At 62.4% G+C, this 21,962-nt stretch carries 16 protein-coding genes and 5 pseudogenes; 8 read left to right on the plus strand and 13 right to left on the minus strand.

Translation table 11 applies throughout. The features are described from left to right. Positions 1-243: 243 nt before the first annotated feature. Positions 244-450, plus strand: a complete 207-nt coding sequence (locus tag NKH43_RS19660; protein WP_023720383.1) for a hypothetical protein — start codon at positions 244-246, stop codon at positions 448-450. 262 nt (positions 451-712) lie between these two features. Here the strand turns inward: NKH43_RS19660 and NKH43_RS19665 are convergent. The 3 genes and pseudogenes from NKH43_RS19665 to NKH43_RS19675 all read right to left on the minus strand — a co-directional run bounded on the left by NKH43_RS19665 (position 713) and on the right by NKH43_RS19675 (position 2,696). Next, a pseudogene (locus NKH43_RS19665) lies at positions 713-1,404 on the minus strand (exopolysaccharide biosynthesis protein). Continuing rightward, positions 1,356-1,658 (minus strand): hypothetical protein, encoded by a 303-nt coding sequence (locus NKH43_RS19670; protein WP_352641946.1) that lies wholly within the window; start codon positions 1,656-1,658, stop codon positions 1,356-1,358. The pseudogene NKH43_RS19665 and the gene NKH43_RS19670 overlap by 49 nt, the downstream one beginning before the upstream one ends. 52 nt (positions 1,659-1,710) lie before the next feature. Continuing rightward, positions 1,711-2,696, minus strand: a pseudogene (locus tag NKH43_RS19675) (TerC family protein). 559 nt (positions 2,697-3,255) lie between these two features. Between NKH43_RS19675 and NKH43_RS19680 the strand changes: the two are divergent. The 4 genes and pseudogenes from NKH43_RS19680 to NKH43_RS19695 all read left to right on the plus strand — a co-directional run bounded on the left by NKH43_RS19680 (position 3,256) and on the right by NKH43_RS19695 (position 5,800). After that, a complete protein-coding gene (locus NKH43_RS19680; protein WP_352859490.1) occupies positions 3,256-3,651 on the plus strand; it encodes an EF-hand domain-containing protein in 396 nt (131 codons plus the stop codon). 27 nt (positions 3,652-3,678) lie between these two features. Further along, positions 3,679-4,213, plus strand: a pseudogene (locus tag NKH43_RS19685) (RNA polymerase sigma factor). 15 nt (positions 4,214-4,228) lie between these two features. Then, positions 4,229-4,489 carry a periplasmic heavy metal sensor gene (locus tag NKH43_RS19690; protein ID WP_023720391.1) on the plus strand — a complete coding sequence of 87 codons (261 nt, stop codon included), beginning with the start codon at positions 4,229-4,231 and terminating at the stop codon, positions 4,487-4,489. Positions 4,490-4,720: 231 nt separating this feature from the next. Further along, positions 4,721-5,800, plus strand: coding sequence for an AraC family transcriptional regulator (locus NKH43_RS19695; protein ID WP_352859492.1), 1,080 nt, complete (start codon positions 4,721-4,723; stop codon positions 5,798-5,800). Between the two features lie 139 nt (positions 5,801-5,939). On the opposite strand, the pseudogene NKH43_RS19700 reads toward NKH43_RS19695, so the two are convergent. From NKH43_RS19700 to NKH43_RS19720, 5 genes and pseudogenes are all read right to left on the minus strand, one after another. Beyond that, positions 5,940-6,358: pseudogene (locus NKH43_RS19700) on the minus strand (hypothetical protein). After that, positions 6,348-6,608: a type II toxin-antitoxin system prevent-host-death family antitoxin gene (locus NKH43_RS19705; RefSeq protein WP_352859494.1), complete on the minus strand. Its 261-nt coding sequence runs from the start codon at positions 6,606-6,608 to the stop codon at positions 6,348-6,350. The pseudogene NKH43_RS19700 and the gene NKH43_RS19705 overlap by 11 nt, the downstream one beginning before the upstream one ends. A 63-nt stretch (positions 6,609-6,671) precedes the next feature. Further along, entirely contained in the window at positions 6,672-7,613 is a 942-nt protein-coding gene (locus tag NKH43_RS19710) for a DUF2493 domain-containing protein (protein ID WP_352859496.1), read from the minus strand. A gap of 246 nt (positions 7,614-7,859) precedes the next feature. Next, positions 7,860-8,903 (minus strand): DUF7146 domain-containing protein, encoded by a 1,044-nt coding sequence (locus NKH43_RS19715; protein ID WP_352859497.1) that lies wholly within the window; start codon positions 8,901-8,903, stop codon positions 7,860-7,862. A 14-nt stretch (positions 8,904-8,917) separates the two neighbouring features. Further along, a pseudogene (locus tag NKH43_RS19720) lies at positions 8,918-13,437 on the minus strand (strawberry notch-like NTP hydrolase domain-containing protein). A gap of 187 nt (positions 13,438-13,624) precedes the next feature. Here NKH43_RS19720 and NKH43_RS19725 point away from each other — a divergent pair. Next, positions 13,625-14,818, plus strand: a complete 1,194-nt coding sequence (locus NKH43_RS19725) for a DUF1173 domain-containing protein (protein WP_352859499.1) — start codon at positions 13,625-13,627, stop codon at positions 14,816-14,818. 36 nt (positions 14,819-14,854) lie between these two features. Here the strand turns inward: NKH43_RS19725 and NKH43_RS19730 are convergent, their stop codons facing one another. Then, a complete protein-coding gene (locus NKH43_RS19730) occupies positions 14,855-15,538 on the minus strand; it encodes a transposase (protein ID WP_352859501.1) in 684 nt (227 codons plus the stop codon). A 228-nt stretch (positions 15,539-15,766) separates the two neighbouring features. Here NKH43_RS19730 and NKH43_RS19735 point away from each other — a divergent pair, with 228 nt between their 5' ends. Continuing rightward, positions 15,767-16,225: a hypothetical protein gene (locus NKH43_RS19735; RefSeq protein WP_352859503.1), complete on the plus strand. Its 459-nt coding sequence runs from the start codon at positions 15,767-15,769 to the stop codon at positions 16,223-16,225. Positions 16,226-16,502: 277 nt separating this feature from the next. Here the strand turns inward: NKH43_RS19735 and NKH43_RS19740 are convergent, their stop codons facing one another. The 4 genes from NKH43_RS19740 to NKH43_RS19755 all read right to left on the minus strand — a co-directional run bounded on the left by NKH43_RS19740 (position 16,503) and on the right by NKH43_RS19755 (position 21,292). After that, complete coding sequence (locus NKH43_RS19740) at positions 16,503-17,018, minus strand: DUF1419 domain-containing protein (RefSeq protein ID WP_352859504.1); 516 nt, start codon at positions 17,016-17,018, stop codon at positions 16,503-16,505. A gap of 131 nt (positions 17,019-17,149) precedes the next feature. Next, complete coding sequence (locus NKH43_RS19745; RefSeq protein WP_352859506.1) at positions 17,150-17,542, minus strand: hypothetical protein; 393 nt, start codon at positions 17,540-17,542, stop codon at positions 17,150-17,152. A 117-nt stretch (positions 17,543-17,659) separates the two neighbouring features. Beyond that, positions 17,660-19,807 carry a ParB/RepB/Spo0J family partition protein gene (locus tag NKH43_RS19750; RefSeq protein ID WP_352859508.1) on the minus strand — a complete coding sequence of 716 codons (2,148 nt, stop codon included), beginning with the start codon at positions 19,805-19,807 and terminating at the stop codon, positions 17,660-17,662. Positions 19,808-20,095: 288 nt separating this feature from the next. Beyond that, complete coding sequence (locus tag NKH43_RS19755) at positions 20,096-21,292, minus strand: DUF932 domain-containing protein (RefSeq protein ID WP_352859510.1); 1,197 nt, start codon at positions 21,290-21,292, stop codon at positions 20,096-20,098. 415 nt (positions 21,293-21,707) lie between these two features. Here NKH43_RS19755 and NKH43_RS19760 point away from each other — a divergent pair, with 415 nt between their 5' ends. Further along, entirely contained in the window at positions 21,708-21,950 is a 243-nt protein-coding gene (locus NKH43_RS19760; protein ID WP_111543962.1) for a DUF982 domain-containing protein, read from the plus strand. Positions 21,951-21,962: the final 12 nt, after the last annotated feature.

The raw sequence follows: 21,962 nt of genomic DNA on the forward strand, positions 1-21,962 counted from the left end.
TGAAGGTCCTGGGTCCGAAGCTGCCAATCCGCTTCGGCCCAAAGGTTCACTCGATCGTTCGTTTCTCTTCCAGCCAATGCGGCCGACGGAGAAATGCAATGGGACTTTCACGGTATGATCTTGAAAAGCAGGACCGAAGGGCTTGGAATGCAGGCAAGGAGGTTGGCGCGAGCGCTGAAGCCTCGGCCGATATAGGCCGTCCGGTTTTTCCTCGATCGAGAAGGTCGCCTGCGTGATCGAGCGTTGTTCGACCTTGCAATCGACAGCAAATTGCGGTTGCGATTAATCTCGACCGCGCCGATGCAGAGGTCCATCAAGCTGCGCTTGAAGCTCGAGTCGCTTTATCGGGTGACGATTGTCAGCTTTGGTTGCAGCGGCGAACTCGCTATGGAAAAGGTTCTCGCGCGCCCTTTGGCGTCGCTCTCCCTGAGAGAGGGCAACCGGACGTAGACGGCCTGGCCGGCGGCGAACTCAAACCGTCGGGCTTCTTCAACCGAAAGGCCACGGTGCCCTTTGCGTTCTCGTCTCGGGCAACGAAGTTGTCGAGAAAGCCCGCGCAGGTTTGAGAAAACTGGTCCGCCTCCACCGTGTAGCATTCAGGCCATCGCGCATGCTCATAGCCAGCAACACGAGGTTCTTCGCGCCAGCCGCCAGTTCGACTACCTGGACGATATAGAAGACCGACGCGCCCGTAATCTCGCAAATCCGGCGCTTAGGACGTCGAGAGCGCTGAGGCCACAACAACAAGCAGAGCCGCGGTCGCGACAAACGACGCCGAGGCGAGCAGCAGTCCAATCAGGGTGACGAGACCGTCGCGTTCCATCAAGGCCACGGCCAAGACCACCAGTGAGAGCACCGGCAGGATATTGCCGAAGGGAATTGGCAGGGCGATAACGACGGCGAGCAGGAAGATCGGTACGCCGAGCAGGGTCTGCACCGTCGGGCCCGTCAGGATCTCCAGCCGACCGGCGCGCACCATTTTCTCCACCCGGCCGATCATCGGCATCGAATGACGGACGACAAGATCGAGCGCCGCAGGCGAAAACTGGCGCTCGCTGATGATGGCGGGGAACCAGACCCTCCGGTTGCCCGCGACGATCTGGAGCGAGACCAGCGCGAGTCCGCTGCCGAAAACCATGCCGAACGGCCCCGGGATCGGCGTCAGCGCCGGAATGGCCAGAAACAGGATTGAGAAGCCGATGCCAGTTTGGCCCATCGCCTCCAGAGCCTCCCAATCGAGAGGCCGCCTTTCGCGCGAGCGAGTTCCAGCATCTCGTTCAACCGCGCGGAGGCCGCACCCTGCGGCGGTCTGCTGTTCGCATCCTGATCGGACGTCTCGCGCACGCAGCCGGTCCTTACGCATCCTCGCCAGCTCTGTTCAGAGCCCGGACAAGGGCTGCGCATTGCGGGTCCTGGCTATCTAGAAGCTCCACCGGCGCGGTACGGCCAATCGCTATGTTGATGGCGGTGACCGCCGCCCAGCCGTAGTCGCCGGCGGCGCGCTCAATCAGTTGCGGGCCTTGAGACGTCAGGCAGTTCTGGGACTGGCGAACGATTTCCACCGGAAGCCTCGCGCGCTCAGCTTGTTCCTGTATCTGGGTTTGCAGGGGGCCGATGACGAGCATGGCAAAAATCCAGGTGATGAATTCCGCAATCATATCTTCTTCCTTCTGTTCCTTAGCTAACGGTATTCGTCTTTGCAGAGCCCGGTCACACAGGCTGCCGCTGCTGATCCCGCGTCTTGAGAAGACTCCAGACCACGCCGGCGCCAATGATCGCAAAGGTAATGCCGAGCGAGAGGGCGGCCGGGAACTTTTCAAGGCCCAGGAGATCGGCGACGAAGATCTTCGAGCCGATGAAGATCAGAACGATAGCGAGCGCGGGCTTCAGGTAACGGAAGCGGTGGATCATCGCCGCAAGCGCGAAATAAAGGGCGCGAAGGCCGAGGATCGCAAAGATGTTCGAGGTGTAGACGATGAACGGATCGGTTGTGATCGCGAAAATCGCAGGGACGGAATCCACGGCGAAGATGACGTCGGCCACCTCGACCATCACCAGCGCCATGAAGAGCGGCGTGATGAACCAGCTCGTCCGGCGCGTCCCGAGATTTCTCTTTTTGACGAAAAACCGCTCGCCGTGGTGCTCGTCGGTGACGTTAAGGCGATTGCGCATGAAGCGGACGAGGACGTTCTTCGATACGTCAGGTTCTGCCTCCTTGATGATCAGCATCTTGATGCCAGTGACAATCAGGAACGCGGCGAAGATATAAAGGACCCAAGCGAACTCGACGACCAGCGTCGCGCCGACACCGATCATGATGGCACGCAGCACGAGGACGCCGAGGATGCCCCAGAAGAGCACCCGGTGTTGGTAAATGCGCGGCACGGCAAAGAATGAGAATATCAGGGCAATGACGAAGACGTTGTCGAGCGCCAGCGTCTTTTCGACGACGAAGCCTGTCAGATAGGCGAGGCCGGCGTCGGAGCCGAGATACCACCATACCCAGCCACCGAAGGCGAGCCCGAGGGCGATATAGAGGGCAGAAAGCATTACGCTTTCACGGACGCCGATTTCCTTGTCCTGCCTGTGAAGAATTCCAAGGTCGAACGACAAAATGGCGATAAGAGGGCAAAAAAGCTCGACCACATCCAGAGCGGCGTTCCCAGCCACTCGACGAACAAAAATGAGAGGTTCAAGGGCAATCCCCTGTCGGCACGGGTTGTCAGAAAATCGGTCCGACATCGCAAGAGTGCCGAGGCTCTCACCAGAGGGGCCCGGACCAGCGGGTTGGTGCCCACTGGGGATTCATTTTCTGGCGATCAAGGGTCCGGCGGGACTTTTATTGGGCCGGAAAATTTGCCTCTCGGAGTCTCGCTTAGGTCGTACACGTGAAGCACACCCCATCTGGCGCGACATGAGATGATGGGCGAGAGGTGAAGACAATAAGAACAAGGAAAGCGCTATCTGCCTTGATGACGACCTTGCCCTTGGCAGGGGGCGGACCGCCTGCCAGGGATAAGCTGCATTTGGTCACGGCCGTGAATTGACCCGGAGCGAGCGAGCTTCCGCTTGGGGGCGACTCCGGCCGCTGGTGATGTCGTCACGACCATCATGCGGCCACGCCATTCCACGTCCTATTGAATTTCACAGGTGATCAAAGTGCTCCAGCCAAAGAAAGCGGTCCAACCGGCGACGGATATCGTTTTTGCCGGCGTTTAACGATCGAGCCTGAACCTCGACCGAAAGGACCACGCAATGAAGACCTTCCTCAAGCGCAGCATATCCATGCCCGCAATCATCCCGCTTTGCACGGGGGCGGGGGCGGCCGCGCCGCTCGGTGACAAGAATGGCGACGGCAAGCTGGCCTTGGCCGAATTTCAGTCGGCGTTCGAAATACGGATAATGCGTGCCGACACCAACACCGACGGCAAAATCTCACTGGACGAATGGAAAGCGCGTCCGGCCGCGGGCAAGGGCGAGCGTGACCCCTCAAAAGTGTTTGCAACACTGGACAAGAACAATGACGGCTTTCTCGAAAAGGCCGAGATTGATCCGATGGCAAGACGGCGTTTCGATCTTATCGATACAAACGCAGACGGCATGATTTCGGCTGAGGAGCTTTCAGCGCGAAAGGCATTGGCCAAGAAGTGAAGGCAAAGATTTGCGGGCACATTATCCTTGAGTGGCCAGGAGACAGACGAGGACCTTCTGGCCCGGATCGCGCGAAGCGATCAGGCGGCGGTTCGCAGCATGATCTCCCGCAAGCTGCCCCGCGTGCTCGGACTTGCGGCACGCATGCTGGGTGATCGTAGCGAGGCAGAGGATGTCGCACAGGAAGTGTTCCTCCGGATATGGCGCCAGTCACCGGACTGGGAGGCGGGGAACGCACGCTTCGACACATGGCTGCATCGCGTGGGCGCTCAATCTTTGCCATGACCGCCTCCGCAGGCGCCGTGAAATATATATCGCAGAGCCGCCCGACCGGGCCGACCCGGGGCCTGGCCCCGACCAGAGATTGCGCGATCGCGGCGAAAGGCAATCGATCGCAACAGCGCTGGCGATACTTCCCGATCGGCAGCGCCAGTACTATCAGGAACTTTCCAATATCGACGCCGCCGATGTCATGGGCATCAGCGTCGAAGCCTTGGAAAGCCTTCTCGCGCGCGCCCGCCGCAATCTGCGCAATCATCTTGAGGCCGAGCGTGACGATTAGCCTGGAGCGGACACAATGAGCCCCGAACGGTTCGAAGCCGCACGCGCCGGCCGCGCAGAACTGGCGCGACTTATCGCGCAGGACCCGCTGGACCGGACGGCCGTCGAAGCGCAGCTGTCGGCAGTCCGGACGGCTGACATTGCCTTGCGCACGCGTCTTGAAAAGGCCGTCATCGATTTCGCCCAAACGCTTACGCAGGCTGAGCGCCAGATCTTAGTCGAGGGCTTGAGAGGCCGCGGCGCCATGCTGCGGCGCCTTAATTCCGGCAACAACTAATTCGCCGCGACGTCAACGACGCGTCCGTCGTTCCGCGCCAGGACAGGATGGCCGCGGGCTGGCACTAGACGCGCACGCGCGACAGAATCCAGCCAGGTGGGGCGGATGCAGACGGGCCGCGGGTCGCGATGATCGCGACCGCTGGTGTGAAGCCCGTCACCGGATGCGGGCCACCGAAGATTGGCGTGTTCCGAATTTTGTTTGGCATGATCTGCACAATAAAATCGGGAGATGACGAAACCGCTTGCAGCGGCCGCTGGCCGATCCATTTCGACCCTGGACTATGCGGTATGGCCAGGCTGGCGACTGCTGATGCAGGACGCAGGCTTGGCTGCGCCGCCCATATTGCGCCGCGCAGAGTTGCCAGGTGATCTGTTCGCGCGTGACCAGGTTCGCCTGACGTCAGTGGAATTCTTCAAGCTTTGGGAGGCGATCGAGGCTGAGGCGCGATCCCTGGACGCCTCCTTGCTGGCGCCGTTACGGATTGCGCAGGTCATGACCAGCGACTGGTTTGACCCCGAGCTATTTGCCGCCCGGTGCAGCGCCAACTTCGGCAACGCTATCGAGCGAATTGCCAAGTATGTCCGGCTGATCGCGCCGATGGTGATCACGCTCGACAGGACCCCGGTTCAAGCGACCGTCACCATCGATTTCCTGGATCAGACGAAGCCGCCGCCCAGTGTGTTTTTGGCCTTCAAACTGGTCTTGTTTGTGCAGCTTGCACGACTTGCGACGCGCACCGGCGTGACACCGCTTAAAGTTGGCTGGCCGATGACAGTCGATGCAGCCGGAAATGACGCAGCATTGTATCAAGACTTTTTCGGCGTCGCCGTTGAGAACGCAGCCCAGGCCACTCTGGTATTCGCCGCATCGGATATCGATCGTCCGTTCCTGACCGAAAACCACAAGATTTGGCTGTTTTTCGAGCCTTGGTTGCGCCAGAGATTGGCTGATCTTGACCGGACTGCGAGCATGGTTGAGCGCGTTAGGAGCGCCTTGCTTGAAGCCATGCCGGCTGGCGACGTTACCATGCGGTCGGTCGGCAAAAGATTGGGAGTTGGGACCCGAATGCTTCAGCGCAGGCTACAGGAGGAGGGCACCTCGTTCCAGCAAACTCTCGATTCGGTACGCTCGTCACTGGCCGAGCACTATTTGCGCAAGACAATGATGTCGAGCGCAGAAATAGCTTTGTTGCTTGGCTTCGAAGACGCCAATTCTTTTGTGAGGGCCTTCCGTGGGTGGACCGGAACGACTCCGCTGACTGTTCGGCGCGGCGGCGGCGTGGCAACGGGGGCGACTTCATTTCGGTAGTTCCATAAGATAGATTATGCGACTTTCATTAGTAAAAGTAAATAGCTCTTACTATTGCAATATATATATGTCGCTTTACGAAAGTCTTATCGACGGTCGCTGCGAGGCAACCCGTCCGTATGGCCGCGAAAAGAGGACGTCAATCCAGACGGCTGACGCGGCGGCCCTCGCTGCGCGCTTCGATAAAGGCGCCTGCGATCTTCATCATGAATGCCTTGCTGAAACGACCGAGGGGCTTACCGTCGGATTCGATGTACCAGGAGCGTTCGGCAATATCGTAGTTGTATTCGTCAACCACGATCCAGCAGCGTTTGAGATCGGTCAGACCGGCGCGGCGGCACTCGATAGCGGAGACTTCCAAACCGACCGATCGCTGGTCGGTGGCTGGGTGGTTATCGCCAGGAGCGCGAGATGGGTCAGGCCATCTCTTGCGCCGCGGACAGCGATGACCACGCAGGTCGGTCGGCTCTTGCGGCCTTCCGTTTCGCCGCGCTCGTGTTGCCATGCCCAAAGATACGGGTAGGAGATCACCTGACCAGGCAGAAATCTACCGCTCATCATCGTATCCTTCCCCGCGCGCCAACCGGTCGATCTCGGCGTCGAAGAGTTCCGCGTGTTCCTCCGGCATCTCGGAGACATGGTATGCGCGGCGGGGATCGCCGCCGATGCGCATCCGTTCGTAGTGCTCGTAACTCATCAGCACGAACCGGGGTTTCCGGTGCTTGGTGAGAATAACGGGTTCGCGGCTGGCAACGTCGGTGACGTCGCCTACCTGCTTGTTGAGATCCCCCGTCGTGAACTGGCGCATGGCTGGACTCCTTGATCAGTCTCCATATTATCCAGATTTTCTGGATTTGCAAGAAAACGGCGCTCACGCGCCGTCCTCCGCGAACCGCCAGACGGGGATGCCGAGCCGACGCGCCTTGTCGGCGAGGTTCTCGGTGATGCCGGAGCCGGGAAAGACGATCAGGCCGTAGGGCACCACCGACAGCAGCTGGTCGTTGCGGCGGAACGGTGCGGCCTTGGCGTGCCGGTTCCAATCCGGCTTGAAGGCGATCTGCGTGACCTTGCGGTTTTCCGCCCAGCAGGCGGCGATGCGCTCGGCCCCGCGCGGGCTGCCCCCGTGGAGCAGGACCATGTCGGGATGCTTCTCGCGGGCCTTGTCGAGCGCATCCCAGATCCGGTCGTGATCGTTGCAGTCGAGGCCGCCGGCGAAGGCGATCTTGGTCCCGGCAGGCACCAGCACCTCGGTTTCGGCGTGTCGGCGGGCGGCGAGGAAGTCGCGGCTGTCGATCACCGCCGCGGTCATCGCCTGGTGGCTAACCTTGGAGCCGGTGCGCGGCCGCCAGGCCGATCCGGTCTGCGCCTCGTAAAGGTCGGCCGCCTCGTCGCGCATGATTTCGAGCACGTTGCGGCGCTCGATATAGGTGATGCCTTCCGCGGTCAGCCGCTCCAGCTCGACCGACTTCACCTCGGAGCCGTCCTGCTCCTGCTGGCTCGAACGCTGCGCCTCCTCGTTGCGGTCGAGGCTGCGGGCGACGCGCTCGGCGGCACGGTGGAAGACGTTTGCGAAGGACCAGAGCAGGTCGTCGAGATCGGGTTCGAGCCTGGTGTCGCCAAGCATGCCGGCGAAGGTCTCGACGATTCCGGCGAGGCCGGCCCGGATCACTTCGTCGTCGGGAAGTGGCCGAGGATCAGGTTCGTCCTGATGCGGGCGATGGCCGTACATCTGCAGTTCGAGGATGACGCGGTCGGTCGGCGAGGAGGCGTGGTAGGGCTCGTAGGCGTCGTCGAGAGGAAGCTCGTAGGTCATGGCGTGTCTCCGTCGGTTATGGCCGCGCCTATCGCGGCCTGACAGCGCATCCCGGCCGCGCGCCGGGCGCGGCCGCACCGAAGGCCGGAGCGCGAGCGGAGGACGGCGAAGCCGTTGCGGCCGTGACTGGGGGTGGCAGGGGTCGCCTCTCAGGCCGGCCGCGGGCGCGGCCTCTCTGGTGGAGCGCCGCCATGTCTGCAGGCTGTCCGGCGACGCCGCGCCGGCCCGCGTGCCGGCCCGACCCATTCATCCGGGCGGCAGGAAGAGACGGGCATCCTCCGGGACAAGCTGGTCACTGAGCCATGCTGCGAGATGGGCCGGGCCGAGATGACGCAGGTCGTCGTTGAAATCGCCGAGCTGCGGCCGCAACACCAGGGCGAGGATCCCGGCTTCGCCGGCTCGCTGGCTGAGACGCTCGATGCCGTGCCGGCCGGCGGCATCGGCATCGGCCGCGATGTAGAGGCGACGGCAGCCAGGCGGGAAGGTCAGGCCGGCGAGGTGATTGGCCGAAGTGGCGGCGGCAACCGGCAGCGCCGGCATCACCACCTTAAGCGACGCCATCGTCTCGAACCCCTCGCCGGCGGCCATGACCGGGGCGAGCGCACCGGGCTCAAGGCCAAGCCAGATGGCGTTGCCCAAGAGATGACCCAGTGAGCGGCGTGGATCGGCGAGTTGCGCCTTGCCCTGACCCGAGGGATCAAGCCAGGTGCGTTGCAGGCCGGTGATCTTCCCGTCGAAGCTGGTGACAGCGGCAATGAGGGCAGGAAGGGTCCGCGTCTCGCCGGTCACGAAATCCCGGTAGTAGCAGCCGGGATGGAAGCGCAGCGCGTGCTCATGCCAGGAGAGCAGAATGCCGCGGCCGGCGAGGTATCGTTCGGCCGGCGTGCCAACGATTGGCTGCGACATGGCGAACAGGCGACGCGCGGCGTCGGGGGAACCGCGTGACGCGGCAGGCTGGCGCTGCGCGCCAAGGGGCTGGGGCGATGGCAGCGGCATGGAGAGGAAGCGACGTGCTTCGTCCGCGACCTCGCGGAAGTCGACCAGACCACAGCTCAGCTCGATGACGTCGAGCAGGTCGCCATGTTCCCCCGACGACTCGTCGACCCACTTTCCGGCTGCCTTGCCGCCCACCGCTTTGAGGCGCACATGCATGGAGCGGCCGCGCGTGTTGCGGACATCGCCGACCATCCAGTAGTTGCCGGAGCGATGGCCGTTGGAGAGATATTCGCGGCACACCGCCTCGGCATGTTCGCCAAGGCGGTGTGCCAGCTCGGAGGCCGAGACGGTCATGATCGTCTCTCCCCTCACGCCGCTGCCGCCTGGTCGGTGACGCCGACCAGTGTGTGTCGGTCGAGGAGCGCGGCGAGGATGGACGGTCCTTGCTCGCTCGTCGGGATGAACAGCCGGAGCTTCCAGGAGATGATCTCGGCGATCAGGCCTAGCGCCTTCAGCCGCGGAAGAAAAGCGTCGGTAAAGCCGATCAGCTCGATACGGTGGTCGTTCATCACCCGACTGCGGCGCAGGATCAGTCCGTCAGCGAGTTGCAGTCCGATCCTGCCTTCCACGAGCCCAGTCCAGGCATCTTGCGGGGCGAGCTTGGGTACATCGTCGAGCCCCAGATTGCGGAACATGGTCGCGACAAGCGTCGGCGCGATGTGACGACCGATGGGATGCGTTCGCCGGCATCGGTCTGGATCCGGTAGACCTGACAATCATGATCCGGCAGCCGACGCCAGATCGGCAACAGCAGACCCGTCACGATGTGAAAGGTGCTGGTGGTGAACTCCGGGACGGCGGTGACTTCTGCCTGCCACAGCTCGCAGAACAGTTTTCGGTCGGCCGGCTGCCAGTGTGTTTCGGCAAGGGCGTCGAGACCGAAGCGCAGCTCGTCCGTCGGCCGCAGCAGGCGCACGCGATGCTCTATCGCGCCGTCGTCGAGCATCAGGCTCGCCGTCGGCAGCAGGATCGCCGCGCGGCTCGACCGTGTGTTCACCAGCAGAACCGATTGGGGCTCCGCACGGGCAATGGCCAGCGCATCAATGAGCCCGAGCGGCCGGATGCGGTCCTTGCGCGCGACTGTCAGCACATGCGACTGCGCGCCGGAGACCGGGTGCGCGTAGACGGCGCGGCGATCGGTGACGACCATGCTCTCCGCCGTGATCGTCTCCAGGCCCTTGTCATAATTGCCGGCAGCGATCGCGCCCTCGACCTTAGCCGCCATTAGCTGCTCGAACACCTCGAACAGCAGATTTTGGGTTTCGATGCGCAACGCCAGTAGGCGATTGAGCCAGGTCGTGATCGGCGGCAGTTCGTCGCGCAGCCCCCCCTCGTCACTCGTCAGCGACAGCCCGGTCACGGTCTCGAAGGTCGTTAGCGAGCAGCCCTGGATCTTGCCTTGGTGCAGCAGATGATAGAACTGCCGCAACGCTGCGCGGGCATAGGGGCTTTCGAGATTGTCCTCGGCACGGAACAGCCCTGCCCCGCCGGTCTGACGCTGGCCGCGCGTGATCGCGCCCAGCGTGTCGAGCCGTCGTGCGATCGTCGACAGGAAGCGCTTGCCGGCCTTCACGTTGGCGGCCATGGGCCGGAACAGCGGCGGTTGCTTCTGATTTGTGCGGTGGGTCCGTCCGAGACCCTGGATGGCGTTGTCGGCGCGCCAGCCGGCCTCGAGCAGATAGTGCTTGCGCAGCCTCTGGTTCTTCACCCCAAGATCGGCATGATAGGAGCGGCCGGTGCCGCCGGCATCCGAAAAGATCAGTACGCGCTTGTCGTCATCCATGAAACTCTGGGTCTCGGCGAGATTGGCCGAGCCAGGGCGGTTTTCCACGGCCAGCCGGTCGATACCGTCGCGGCCGGTCTTCTTCACGATGCGGCGCGAGCGGCCGGTCACCTCGGCAACGGTGTCGGTGCCAAAATGATGGATGATCTGGTCGAGGGCGCTGCCGACCGGTGGCAGCGATGCGATTTTTTCGATCATCTCGTCGCGCCGGCGAACGGCCTCCCGGCATTGGACGGGATTGCCGTCGGCGTCGTGGACCGGCCGCGAATAGACGTTGCCTTCCGCGTCCGAATATTCCTCGAACAACTGGGTGGGGAAGGAGTGCATCAAGTAGCCGCCGACGTACTCGCGCGGCGTGACGTCGACATGCAGGTCAGACCATTCCTCGGTCGGAATCTCGGCAAGCCGTCGTTCCATCAGCGCCTCGCCGGTCGAGACGATCTGCACGACCGCCGAATGACCTTCGACCCGGTCCTTTTCGATCGCGCCGATCAGGGTCGGCGTCATCATCGAGGTGATGAGATGGCTGAAGAAGCGTTGCTTGGTGCTCTCGAAGGCTGAGCGCGCCGCTGCCTTGGCGTTGCGGTTCAGCGTGCCGGACTCACTGGTGATGTTGGTCGCCTCGAGCGCGGCGGTCAGGTTGTTGTGAATGACCTGGAATGCATCTGCATAGGCGTTGTAGATGCGGATCTGTTCCTCGGTCAGCGCGTGCTCGAGCAAGACGTATTCGACCCCGTCATAAGAGAGCGAACGCGCCGCATAGAGGCCGAGCGATTTGAGATCGCGGGCGAGCACTTCCATCGCCGCGACACCGCCATCCTCGATCGCGGCGACAAATTCGGCGCGGTTGGCGAAGGGAAAATCCTCGCTGCCCCAGATGCCGAGACGCTGCGCATAGGCGAGATTCTCGACCGCGGTGGCACCGGTCGCGGAGACGTAGACGACGCGCGCGTCGGGAAGGGCGTGCTGCAGCCGCAGTCCCGCCCTTCCTTGCTGCGACGGGGCGACGTCGCCACGCTCGCTTTTGCCGCCAGCTGCGTTGGCCATGGCGTGGGCCTCGTCGAAGACGATGACGCCATCGAAAGATTTTTTGGCCCCCGACGGGTTTCCTCCAATCCTCGTCGGGTTTTCTTTAATCGCCGTCGGGCCTTCGGCCCTCCCTGACTCTTGGGCCACCCAGTCGAGGATCTGGGCTATCCGGGATTTCTTGCCCTCCCGTTCCTGCGAGCGGAGCGTCGCGTAGGTCGTGAACAGGATGCCCTCGGCAAGGCGGATCGGCGTGCCCTGCCGGTAGCGCGACAGCGGCTGAACGAGAAGCTTTTCCTGTCCGAGTGCTGCCCAATCGCGCTGGGCATCTTCCAGCAATTTGTCCGACTTGGAAATCCAGATTGCACGGCGGCGCCCCTGCAGCCAGTTGTCGAGGATGATGCCGGCGACTTGCCGTCCCTTGCCACAGCCGGTTCCGTCACCCAAAAACCATCCACGGCGGAAGCGGACAGCGTTCGCAGCCCCTTCTGGGGCGGCCGAGACGACATGCCAGGTTTCGTCAACCGTCCAGGTGCCGGCGAGATGGCCGCAATGGGCGTCGCCGGCATAGATGACGCTTTCGAGCTGGGCGTCCGACAGCAGGCCCTCATCGATGATCGCATCAGGAAGAAGCGGCCGATAGGAAGGTTTTGGCGGCGCGACGGCGGCCATTGCGGCCGACTGCACGAGCGGCGTCGGATGCGGCTTTGCGCGGGGAATGTCGATCGACTGGAGCGCGTAGGGTTCGTAGATCGAATCGGTGAGGCGGCGGCCCTCTTCCGGCATCCAGTCGCGTAGCTCATAGGCGAGGGGGACTGCCGGCGTGCTGTTTGCCTTGACCTGGCTGGCTGGTTTCGCCCGCGCAATCGGGCGGACCGCCGTTGAGACAGCGAGGGGTGAAGCTCTCGCGGCCGATCGGCCGCTCATGTGCATGGCGGCATTGCGCGGGATGACGTTGGACAGCGCGCCGATCGAATCGGGAAAACCGCCCGGTAGCCGGGTCGGCAGATCCCTGATCCAGGCGAGCAACGTTTCGACATCAGTGGCCTTGCCCGGCGACCGGACGAACCCGGTCGGGTCGGTAGCAGGAACTTTGTCGATGATGGTCAAGCGGGTCTCAGTGGTGGTGCCATGGCGGGCGTAGACACGACCGTCGAGCGCCGCGGTGAAGATGACGGTGCCCTGCTGCTGCAGGCGTTCGAAGGCCGGCCGCCATTTGGGGTTTTCCGGAGACAGCCCGGTGCCGGTGATGGCGACGAGGCGCCCGCCTGGACGCAGGCGTGCGAATGCGGAAGAGAGGTGCCGCCATGCCGCATCAGTGACATGGCCCTCGACATTGGCGCCGACGCTGAAGGGTGGATTCATCAGCACGACGGACGGCTCGATGGCCGCGTCGAGATGATCGTCGATATGGGCGGCGTCGTGCCGCGAGACGGGGACCCTTGGGAACAGCAGGCCGAGGAGATCGGCCCGCGTCGCGGCAAGCTCATTGAGGGCGATCGAGGCGCGCGCCATTTCGGCATGAACGGCGAGCAGGCCCGTGCCGGCCGAGGGTTCGAGAACGAGGTCGCAAGATGCGACCGCCGCGGCGTGCGCCGTGACGAAGGCCAGCGGCAAGGGTGTGGAGAGCTGCTGCAGGGCCTGGCTCTCGTCGGACCGTCGCGTATGGGTGGGAAGTAGTTCGGCAATGCGCTTAATCATCGCCAGCGTTGCCTGCGGCGTGGTCGACCGCGACAGGATCGCAGGGCCGAACCGGCGCAAAAACAGCACCTGGGCAACTTCGAGCGCTTCATAGGCGTCCTTCCAGACCCACAACCCTTGCGCATCGCTGCCGCCAAAACTGGTCGTCATGGCGGTGCGCAGTGCGGCGGTGGTGACAGGCTCGCCCTGTTCTAGGAAAGGCAAAAGCAGCGTTCCCGCCTGATGGATTGCCTGGGCGTTGTTGATGGAGGCAGGCGTCGGCGCGTCGAGGGGAGCAGCAGTCCGGGCAACGGCCGGTGTGGGCGAAACAATGTTCATGGAAATGTCCTTCGCGAGAGGGGTGTGGCGCCCGCGCCGGCACTCTCTCCGCGCCAGCCGGGCCACACTCGTCCCGGCCTCCCCTCTGCCTCTGGCGCCGATGCACCAAAAGGGGTTGCGCTCTGCGCAAACCCATGACTTGAATGCGCACACAGGGATGCGGCGGCGACCTGGAGCTGTGGAGGTGATGCGACGGTTCAGAATTGGCAGTGCGGTCTACGATGAGGCAGCGCCTGACCTGCAGGCGGCGCTTGCAATCGCCTATGCCCGCACCGAGCGTCCGCTATGCCTGTGCCGCGAGCCAGGCTGCCCGATGTACATCGCCCGCATCGGCGACCTTCATCTGATCAAGCGCATGCCGCTCAGCGGCGGCGGGCATGATCCGTCCTGTGATTCCTATGAATCACCTTACGAACTGTCCGGGCTGGGCGCCTTGATGGGCAGCGCGATACAGCTCGATCCGCAAAACGGCTTGGCCGCCCTCAAGTTGGACTTCAGCCTGTCGAAGACAGGGAGCCGCGCGGCATCGGTGCCTGCGGGGCAAAGTTCCGCCAGCGTAACCGCCGATCCCAGGAGAATGTCGCTGCGTAGCCTGCTTCATTATCTCTGGCACGAGGCCGAACTGACGGTCTGGACATCGAGGTGGGCCGGCAAACGGCATTGGTGGAATGTCCGCTGGCATCTCCTCGAGGCTGCCGGGCAAATGACAGTGAGGGGCGGACCACTCGCCGATATCCTGTTCGTGCCCGAGCCGTTTCGGGCCGAGAACAGGCAAGCCATCGAGCAGCGTCGCAACGCGGTTCTCGGCACGGCGCTCCCGCCGAAATCAGGTCCACGAAAGTTGCTCGTCCTGGTCGGCGAAGTGAAGGAGATCGTGCCCGCCCGCTCCGGTCAGAAACTCGTCATCAGGCACTTACCTGGTTTTCCCTTCATCATCGACGATGCATTGCATCGCCGCTTGCAGGCGCGTTTTGAAAAAGAATTGTCGCTGTGGGCAGCGGATTCCAGCTCGCATCTCATGACGATCGCGACGTTCGGACTGAACCCGGCCGGCCTCGCCATTGTCGAGGAGGTCGCGTTGATGGTGGTGTCCGAGAACTGGATTCCCTACGAGACTGTCCCGGAGAAAAGGCTCGTCGATGGGCTCGCCCGCCTTCGCGAGAAGAGTGTGAAGGGATTGCGCTTTGACCTGCAACCCGACCAGCCGATCGCCAATGCGTTGCTTCAGACCAGGGACGAGCCGATCGCGCTCTTTGTCGTTCCGGCCGGAGCGGACCAGAACTTCGAAGTGTCGCTCGACGAAATGATCGCCGCGCGACCGAAGATCGGCTCCTGGGTGTGGCGGGTCGGCGAAGGCGATATGCCGCCGCTACCGCCTTGAGTGTCGGCGGAATTTCCGTGGCTGCTTCAGTATGCCTTAGGCCAGGCCCAGCTTCCTCTTGAGCTCGGCATTTTCCTTGCGCAGACGGTCGGCAAGCAGGCTCTTGAGGCGCTTGTTCTCTTCTTCGAGCGCGACAAGATCACGGAGATCGCCGCTGTCTGAAGAAGGTGCGGCAGCCCTCTTCCAATAATAGTAGGTCTGCTCGGATATGCCGGCCTGGCCAACCGCAATCTTGCTGGTCGCGCCGCCAGCGATCGATTTCTCGATCTGGGCAAGCTTCTGGGCGCGTTCATTCTCGGAATATGTCTTGCGGGCGGTCTTCGCTGCCACGGGAGCTTCCGCCGCCTGGGGTGTAGGTTTCGCTCCGTTCTTGCGGACCGGCTTTACGAGCTCTGCCTTCGCTTTCTTTGCTCGCGGAACTTTCTTCTTGGATTCAGGCACTTCCACTTTGGCTGGGGCTCCTGTCGTCTGAACAGTCTGAGCGTCGTGAAAATCGGCCATCATATACTCCGCTTGTGGTGTTTCCCCTTCTTCAGCATCAAGGGGTCTTATACTGAAGTCAATGACCTGGGAATTTGGGAGCGGAGCAGCATGAGCCGGTTGCGTCATCTCCGTGGCAATTTTGGACAGGTCGAGATCGCCCCAGATCGAATGGCTAGGCTTCTGCTTACCGCGCCTCTGTTTCACCTCCACGATGAATGGCCGGATCTGGCGCTTCATAGTCTGTTCCTTGATGTGAACATGACTTGCAAGCCAAGTCGCTGTTCGTGTTAGCGAGTATCCGACGTATCTTATCGCTCTCGCCGTGCTTTATCGGAGAAGCCCCGCAACGAGCAAGCGGTGTGTCATGGGCCTAGGGCAACCGGCTAAATCAACGGGGGCAAACATGCCTACCGAGAGAGAGCTGCCTCATACACCGATGTTCAGGCGTCTAGCCGGCGGAGTGCGATGACTGTGCACAATCCGGTTGGAGCGATTGCAATCCCTATTTTCTTGGGAACTAATCTCCTCATGGCGGCGGATGAGCTGGACGCGCTTGTTTTCGGGATGGCGGTCGACAGCGTTCGTGCGCTTTCTGTTCCTTTCGCGGAAAAAGTTTCAGAAATCGCCCACAGAAGCCACGGCGTCCTGCTTTTCAATTTGCGCATCAATGGCGACATGGAACTTCAGCGCGTCGCCGCCATCCGGTATCCCAGCAATCAGACAGGCGTTCTGGTGCTGGATAAGCAAGGCCGTTTGACCAGCCATTGCATGGTCAATGGCGCTTTCTCCAGCTTTATCGCTCCTTTGGAGGACTGGAACACGCTGCCGCTCGCAACGCAGGCCAGGACGAGTATCGCCGGCCCGGCCAGCCTGTTCATCGGCGCTTTACGCAATGCCGGATACCTCCCGCGTGGCTGGCACTGACCCGAAGTTTTTCTGAGGGCCGGATGCTTATATACTCGTATACTCGGGGCAGTTGGCCATACGATCTCGAAGGTCTCAACAGCTGAGGATGCGCCGCACGCGGGTGCATACATTGAGCGAAAGTCGGTCACCGTGATGGAGAGGTTTCGGCGTCGAGGCGCGGTTCTTATAGATGTCCATCGTCGCCTTCCTTCGTCAGCTCCGACGCAATCGCACTTTGGACAGGAACTCGTCGATCTCGAGATCCGACAGATCATCGAGCAGCTTGAAGGCAGCATCATGCCTTCCGGCGTTGATGAGAATCGTGCGTTTGCCGCGATGTTCGGCCCACCCGGTCTCGGGGTCTGCGTTGCGGGCGGTCCCCCTGAGTTCGACAGGGGTTATGTTCCAGATCGCCTCGAGCTTCCGAGCGGGTCATGCTGTCGCTCGCGCCGGTCTCGTGGGCGATGATGGCGGCGCGCATCTTGTCTGGCGACTGCCGATCCGTGAGATCGCAGAAGCCGTGAAACCAGCGCTCGCGGCCCCGGATCCGGATCGCGAAGAATTCGCTGGTCACGTTGCCGGCCTTATACTCCGACATGCCGAACATGCCGGTGCGCATGAAGAGCGGCGGCAACAAATCGAGCATGAAATGGTATTCGGACGCGGTGATCTCGAACCACTCGGCTGAATAGGGAGTGCCGGAAAGCGGATCGATGCCGGGAGTGTCTTTGTGTCGGCTGAACAGTTGAAACATCTGCTCGCGGGTGGCAACGCCGTCGAGCACCTTCCTGAAGGGTGGATGTGCGGTCATGGGGTCTCCTGAACGCAGCTCGGCCACGCGCGGCATTACCGCGCCATGGCAACTGCTTGCTGTGTTGTGGCTGGCGACGGGCAGAGCCCGCGGCCGGCGCGTGCACTGGCGATGATGGGATTTGCAGGGGTTTAGGCGGCGCGTCGCTCAGAGGAACACGAAGCGTCTCGACCAACCCCGGTGATGGCACGGACGGCGGCGGCGAGCGCCGGAATGTCGTCCAGCATGCCGAGTGCGACGAAGTGGTTGGCCCCGCCGGTGCAGTCCTTGCGGCCCTTGCAGGTGCGGATCAGGATGCCGTGACCTGAGGACAGACCGAACTGACCGACCTGAATGTAGGCACGGTCATGGTGCAGGGTTATTTCACCGCAAACCGCTATGCCCGCCCTGTTTGAGCGCAGGTCAAAGCTTCCCTGCGGCAGCGCAAGTTCGGCGGCGAGTTTCTTCAGCTGTGAACGGGCTGTGGTGTGGAAACGTCTCTTCTGCTGCTCGTCGTAGGAGCAGGATCTTTTCCAGTCGAACATGTCGATCTCCATGAAACAAAAACGCCCGGGCGCGCTATGGCGATCCCGGGCTTAAGAGTGAGTTGGAACTGAAAAGGGTCCGGCGAAGGTGCCGGACCGGTGGGACCGGGAGGCCGACTATTCGGCGGCCTCGAGGTGGTCCGTTTCGTCGCCGTCGATGGTCACCGGTTCATCGGAGGATGGATCCGCATCGTCGGCGAGGAAGGCCGGCAGCTCGGCGGCATCGCCGTCGAGGGCTGCCTCGTCCGACATGTCGCCGGCGACCGCGTCGCCAGCATCGACAGACACTTCATCGACCTCAACGCGCAGCGGCTCGGGCAACCAGTTCGAGCCTTCGAGAAGACGGGCGGCTTCACGGGCCATGATGTCCTTCTTCATGTGGTCGATCAGTTGCGCCGAGTTTGCGCCACGAGCTTCACGGACAGCCTGTAGAATCCGCGCCTTGGTGAGCCGCCCGAGGAACTCGACCGTGGGCGTCCAGCCGGCGTCGACCATGTCGAACTGGAGCGAGCGGCCAAGCACGTCGGCATGCTCGAGCGCCTTCGCTCGCCTGTTCCAGGGTTCGACCACCGCATTGAGGGTCAGCGAGACGCAGTGCGCGAACAGCGCCTTGCGGCTTGGCTCGTCGAGATCGAGAAGGAACGCCCACAGGCCCTCCGCCTCCTCGGGTAGGTCGCGATCCCAGGCTTGGTGCCGCTCGGCGATCTCCTTTGCCCAGGACGTCTCGGCAAGACCGTCGACCTGGCTGAAGCTGCCGCTCTTCAGGCTCATCTCCAGGCAGGTGTCAGGGGCGAAGCGATAGAACGCTTGCAGGACAAAGGCATGAAGTGCCGCTACAAAGGCGATGTCGACGTCGCCGGCGAGCGCATTGCGCAACGCCAGCGTCCGCTGCGCGGTTAGGTCAAAAATGAGCCGATCAGGCAGCGGCTTGACGCCATCGTCCTCACTTTCGTCTTCGGAGCTGTCACCCACCGGCTTGCCGTTGACAACAACACCATTACTGTCGTCGCCGTCGGATCGTGCTCGGCCCTCGGCGTCCCCTTCCTCGTCATCATTGACCTCCCTGGTCTCGGGCCGCGGTTCGTCCTCGGCGCGCACAAAACCGGCATCGACCTGCAGCTGCCCGTTCGCAGCGAGTGTCACGAATGCACCGGCGATGGCTTTCTGGGCAGGGTCGTAGCTTTGAGGGCGATCATCGATTGCATCGAGCTCGGCACCCAGCTGGTCGAGCTTCGCCTCAATTGCTTCGTCGGTCTCCTCTGCCTTGGCATAGTCCGCATCCAGCTTGTCGTATTCGGCCTTCAGGGCGTCGTAGCGTTCGATCTCCTCGGCGCTGAGCTCCTGCGCCTCGGCGTAGATGCGCCGCATTCCGGAGGTGTGGCCATAGGGAAAGCTGATCGCCGCCTCCACCCATTTCCAGCCTTCGGCGCGGATCGCCTCGGCATCCACCTTCAGCCTGTCGAAGACAAGCTGCTCGAGGAGTGCGGCATCCTGGAACCAGCCGCCGGAATCCTGCTCGAACAGGTCGCGAAGGATGACACCTCCAGCCGCTTCATAGGCTTCGGCACCGACATAGACGGCCCGGCGATCATCGGCTCGCACCGTCGTCTCGGTCAGCAGGCGCCTGATGTAATAGGGTTCCTGCGTGTGCGAGCTGGCAATTCGCTCCCAGATCCGTTCCTGGCGCGCGTGATCGTCGGAGATCGAAAACGCCATGATTTGCTCGAGCCGGATTTCATCCTTCTCGTAGAAGCCGAGCAACTTCGGCGATACCGATGCTAGCCGCAGGCGTTGCCTCACTGTCGCCGGCGACACGAAGAAACGGGCGCCGATCTCCTCCGGATCGAACCCCTGATCACTAAGCGTCTTGAAGGCCCGAAACTGGTCGAGCGGGTGCAGGTCGGCGCGCCGCAGGTTTTCGGCAAGCGAGTCCTCTTCGGCCGAGGTCTCTTGCCCGCGGTTGACGATGCAGGGGATCGGCTCGTTCTTGGCCAGGCGCTTTTGCTTGATGAGGATGCCGAGCGCGAGATAACGTCGGCCGCCGGCGGGCACCTCGAACGTGCCGGTCTCCTCGCCCTCGCCGTCGAGCACGGGACGGGTGTTCAGGCTTTGGATCAGCTTTCGCCGTCCGATGTCTTCGGCCAGCTGCTCGATCGACACGCCGTCCTTGATGCGCCGAACATTCTTCTGCGACAACACCAGCTTGTCATAGGGAATATTCTCCGCGGCGTTCATCGCGATCTTCTGAATGGCGTTCTTAGCCATGGTCAAGGTTCTCCATGACGGGCGGCCCGGGGCCTCTCCCCGAACCTCCAAGCCCGTCAAAAACCCTCCCCTCCCCCCTCTGCCTCCAAGCCTCACGCCGACCCGGCCCCGGCTCGCGGATCTCGACTCGACCGAGCCGCCCGAGGGGCCTCCTGCTTGTTGGCGTTACCGGGTTCTCCCACGAAAAGAGCGCCGTCCTCTTGCCTCGCGGAGGACCGCGCTGGAATTGATGGAGACGGCCGAAGGCGAGGCCGGCGGCGAGAGTTTTCGCCGCCGGCTTCTGTGGACTCAGTTGGCGAAATCGAGAAGCTTCTTGGCTTTGCCCTCCATGTCCAGGCGGACATCCTGATGCGACTTGTCGCGCGCGACCCGCGTGATGCCCTGCACGAAATCAAAGATCGATTCCGGTGGTCTGCCTTCCTCCATGAGAACAGTATCGATGATCTTTGTGGTCTCGGACTTGGAGAAGCCGCGCTTGCGCAGGAAGCCCTGGCGATCGTCTTCGTCTCTGGCAACGATCCTTCGCCGCGCCGTCTTGATGCCGTTGACGAACGGCATGGGGGAGGAATCGGCAAACTGGATCAGGGCCGGCTCGGCTTCCAGGGCGAAACGGGAGGCCGCGTATTTTGAATGGCGGATGGTGATTTCCTCGAAATCTTCCACGCCCCACAGATTGCGATTCTGACACACCGCGCGCAGATAGAAGCTGGCGATCCCGAGGGTGCGGGCTCCGACTTCGGAATTCCAGCAATAGAAGCCGCGGAAATAGAGATCCGGTTCCCCATTCGGCAGCCGCCCGGCCTCGATCGGGTTCAGATCATCGACGAGGAACACGAAGATATCGCGATCAGAAGCGTAGAGCGTCGTGGTGTCGCTGGAGATGTCGACGTGCGGATTGTAGATTCCCGTCGACCAGTCCAGCACGCCGGGTACCTTCCAACGCGTGTCGCCGGTACCGTTGCCGGCTATCTTCTGCACGGCGTCGACCAGTTCTGAGTCAAATATTCTGCCGTAATCTGGGCCTGTTACGGCTCGCAGCTCGAGGCGTCCGTTCTCAATTTCCAGCGTCTTCACCTGCTCGGTGCGGTGGTTGAGGAGACCGTGCTGGAGATTGATCGCGGCGAGCGGGGCTGGAAGCTGCCGCAGATAGGTGGCCGGTGCGCCGACCAGGCTGGCGAGTTGGCCAAAACTCCAATGCGTGGGGGCAACAGGGGCAGGCGCATCGGGCAGCATTAGCCTCAGGCGCTCCGGATCGTCTCGGCTGGCCTCGACGCGGATGAGCTCACTTTCGACGATGCGGGTCTTGCTGCGCTCCGACCGGCTCTTCACCGCATTTCCAAGGTCGTTGAGCGAAAGGTATCGCTCGTCCGCCGGCCGGTTGAACCATTCTGACGACACGCGGCCAATACGCTGGCCGCGGCTGATGTCGACCTTGTAACCGGCACGCTCGTTGCGCTTGGGCGCAAGAATTTCCATTTGTGTCATGGTTGTAGCTCCTTGGCGGACGCCGGGAGACTCTCTCCCGGTCTTTACCCGCCACCGCACCCCGCCCGCCCTCTTCCTCTCCCGGCACCCGCGCACCGCTAGCAGCGTCGCCATTGCGGCAGCGGCCGCCTCAAGGCTGGCACCCAGAAAGGAAGGCTGGGGCTTCAGGAAAGCCCGAGCCTGGGACCAAGCGCCGCTTCACCTTCCGGACGCGTCAGAATTCGCTGTGCTTTCTTGCGCAACAAGACCGGTGCCCATCCAAATTCAGGTAGCGGCCTGCTGAAATTGGACGGGCAACTTGTCTTGAGATTGGCAACCGTCAGTTCTGTCCTGGCCCTAGCCACAAATGTATAAATTGACCCAACGTCATGATACGCGAAGACCGTGTCACAGTCGGAATTGAGAGTGTAATTGCATGTCGAGCAGGTTCGTCCGGCCCGTGGTGGTGCAAGTTGGCCGGCATGACCGTGAGCGCATCATATTCGATGTGAACGACGCAGCGACGATCCTGCTGCGGAGTTTCCCTCATCAGACGAACAAGCGAAAACTGGCTATGGATGCATGTCTTCAGGTTCTGCGTGGTGAAGCACAGCCGCCGGTAGCTAGACGGGCCTTCGTTGTAGCGGCGTTAGAAGCGAAAATCCTACGCAGCGACTGAGGTCCAAACGAT

Source organism: Mesorhizobium sp. M1163 (genome assembly GCF_040318415.1).
Taxonomy (GTDB): Bacteria; Pseudomonadota; Alphaproteobacteria; order Rhizobiales; family Rhizobiaceae; genus Mesorhizobium.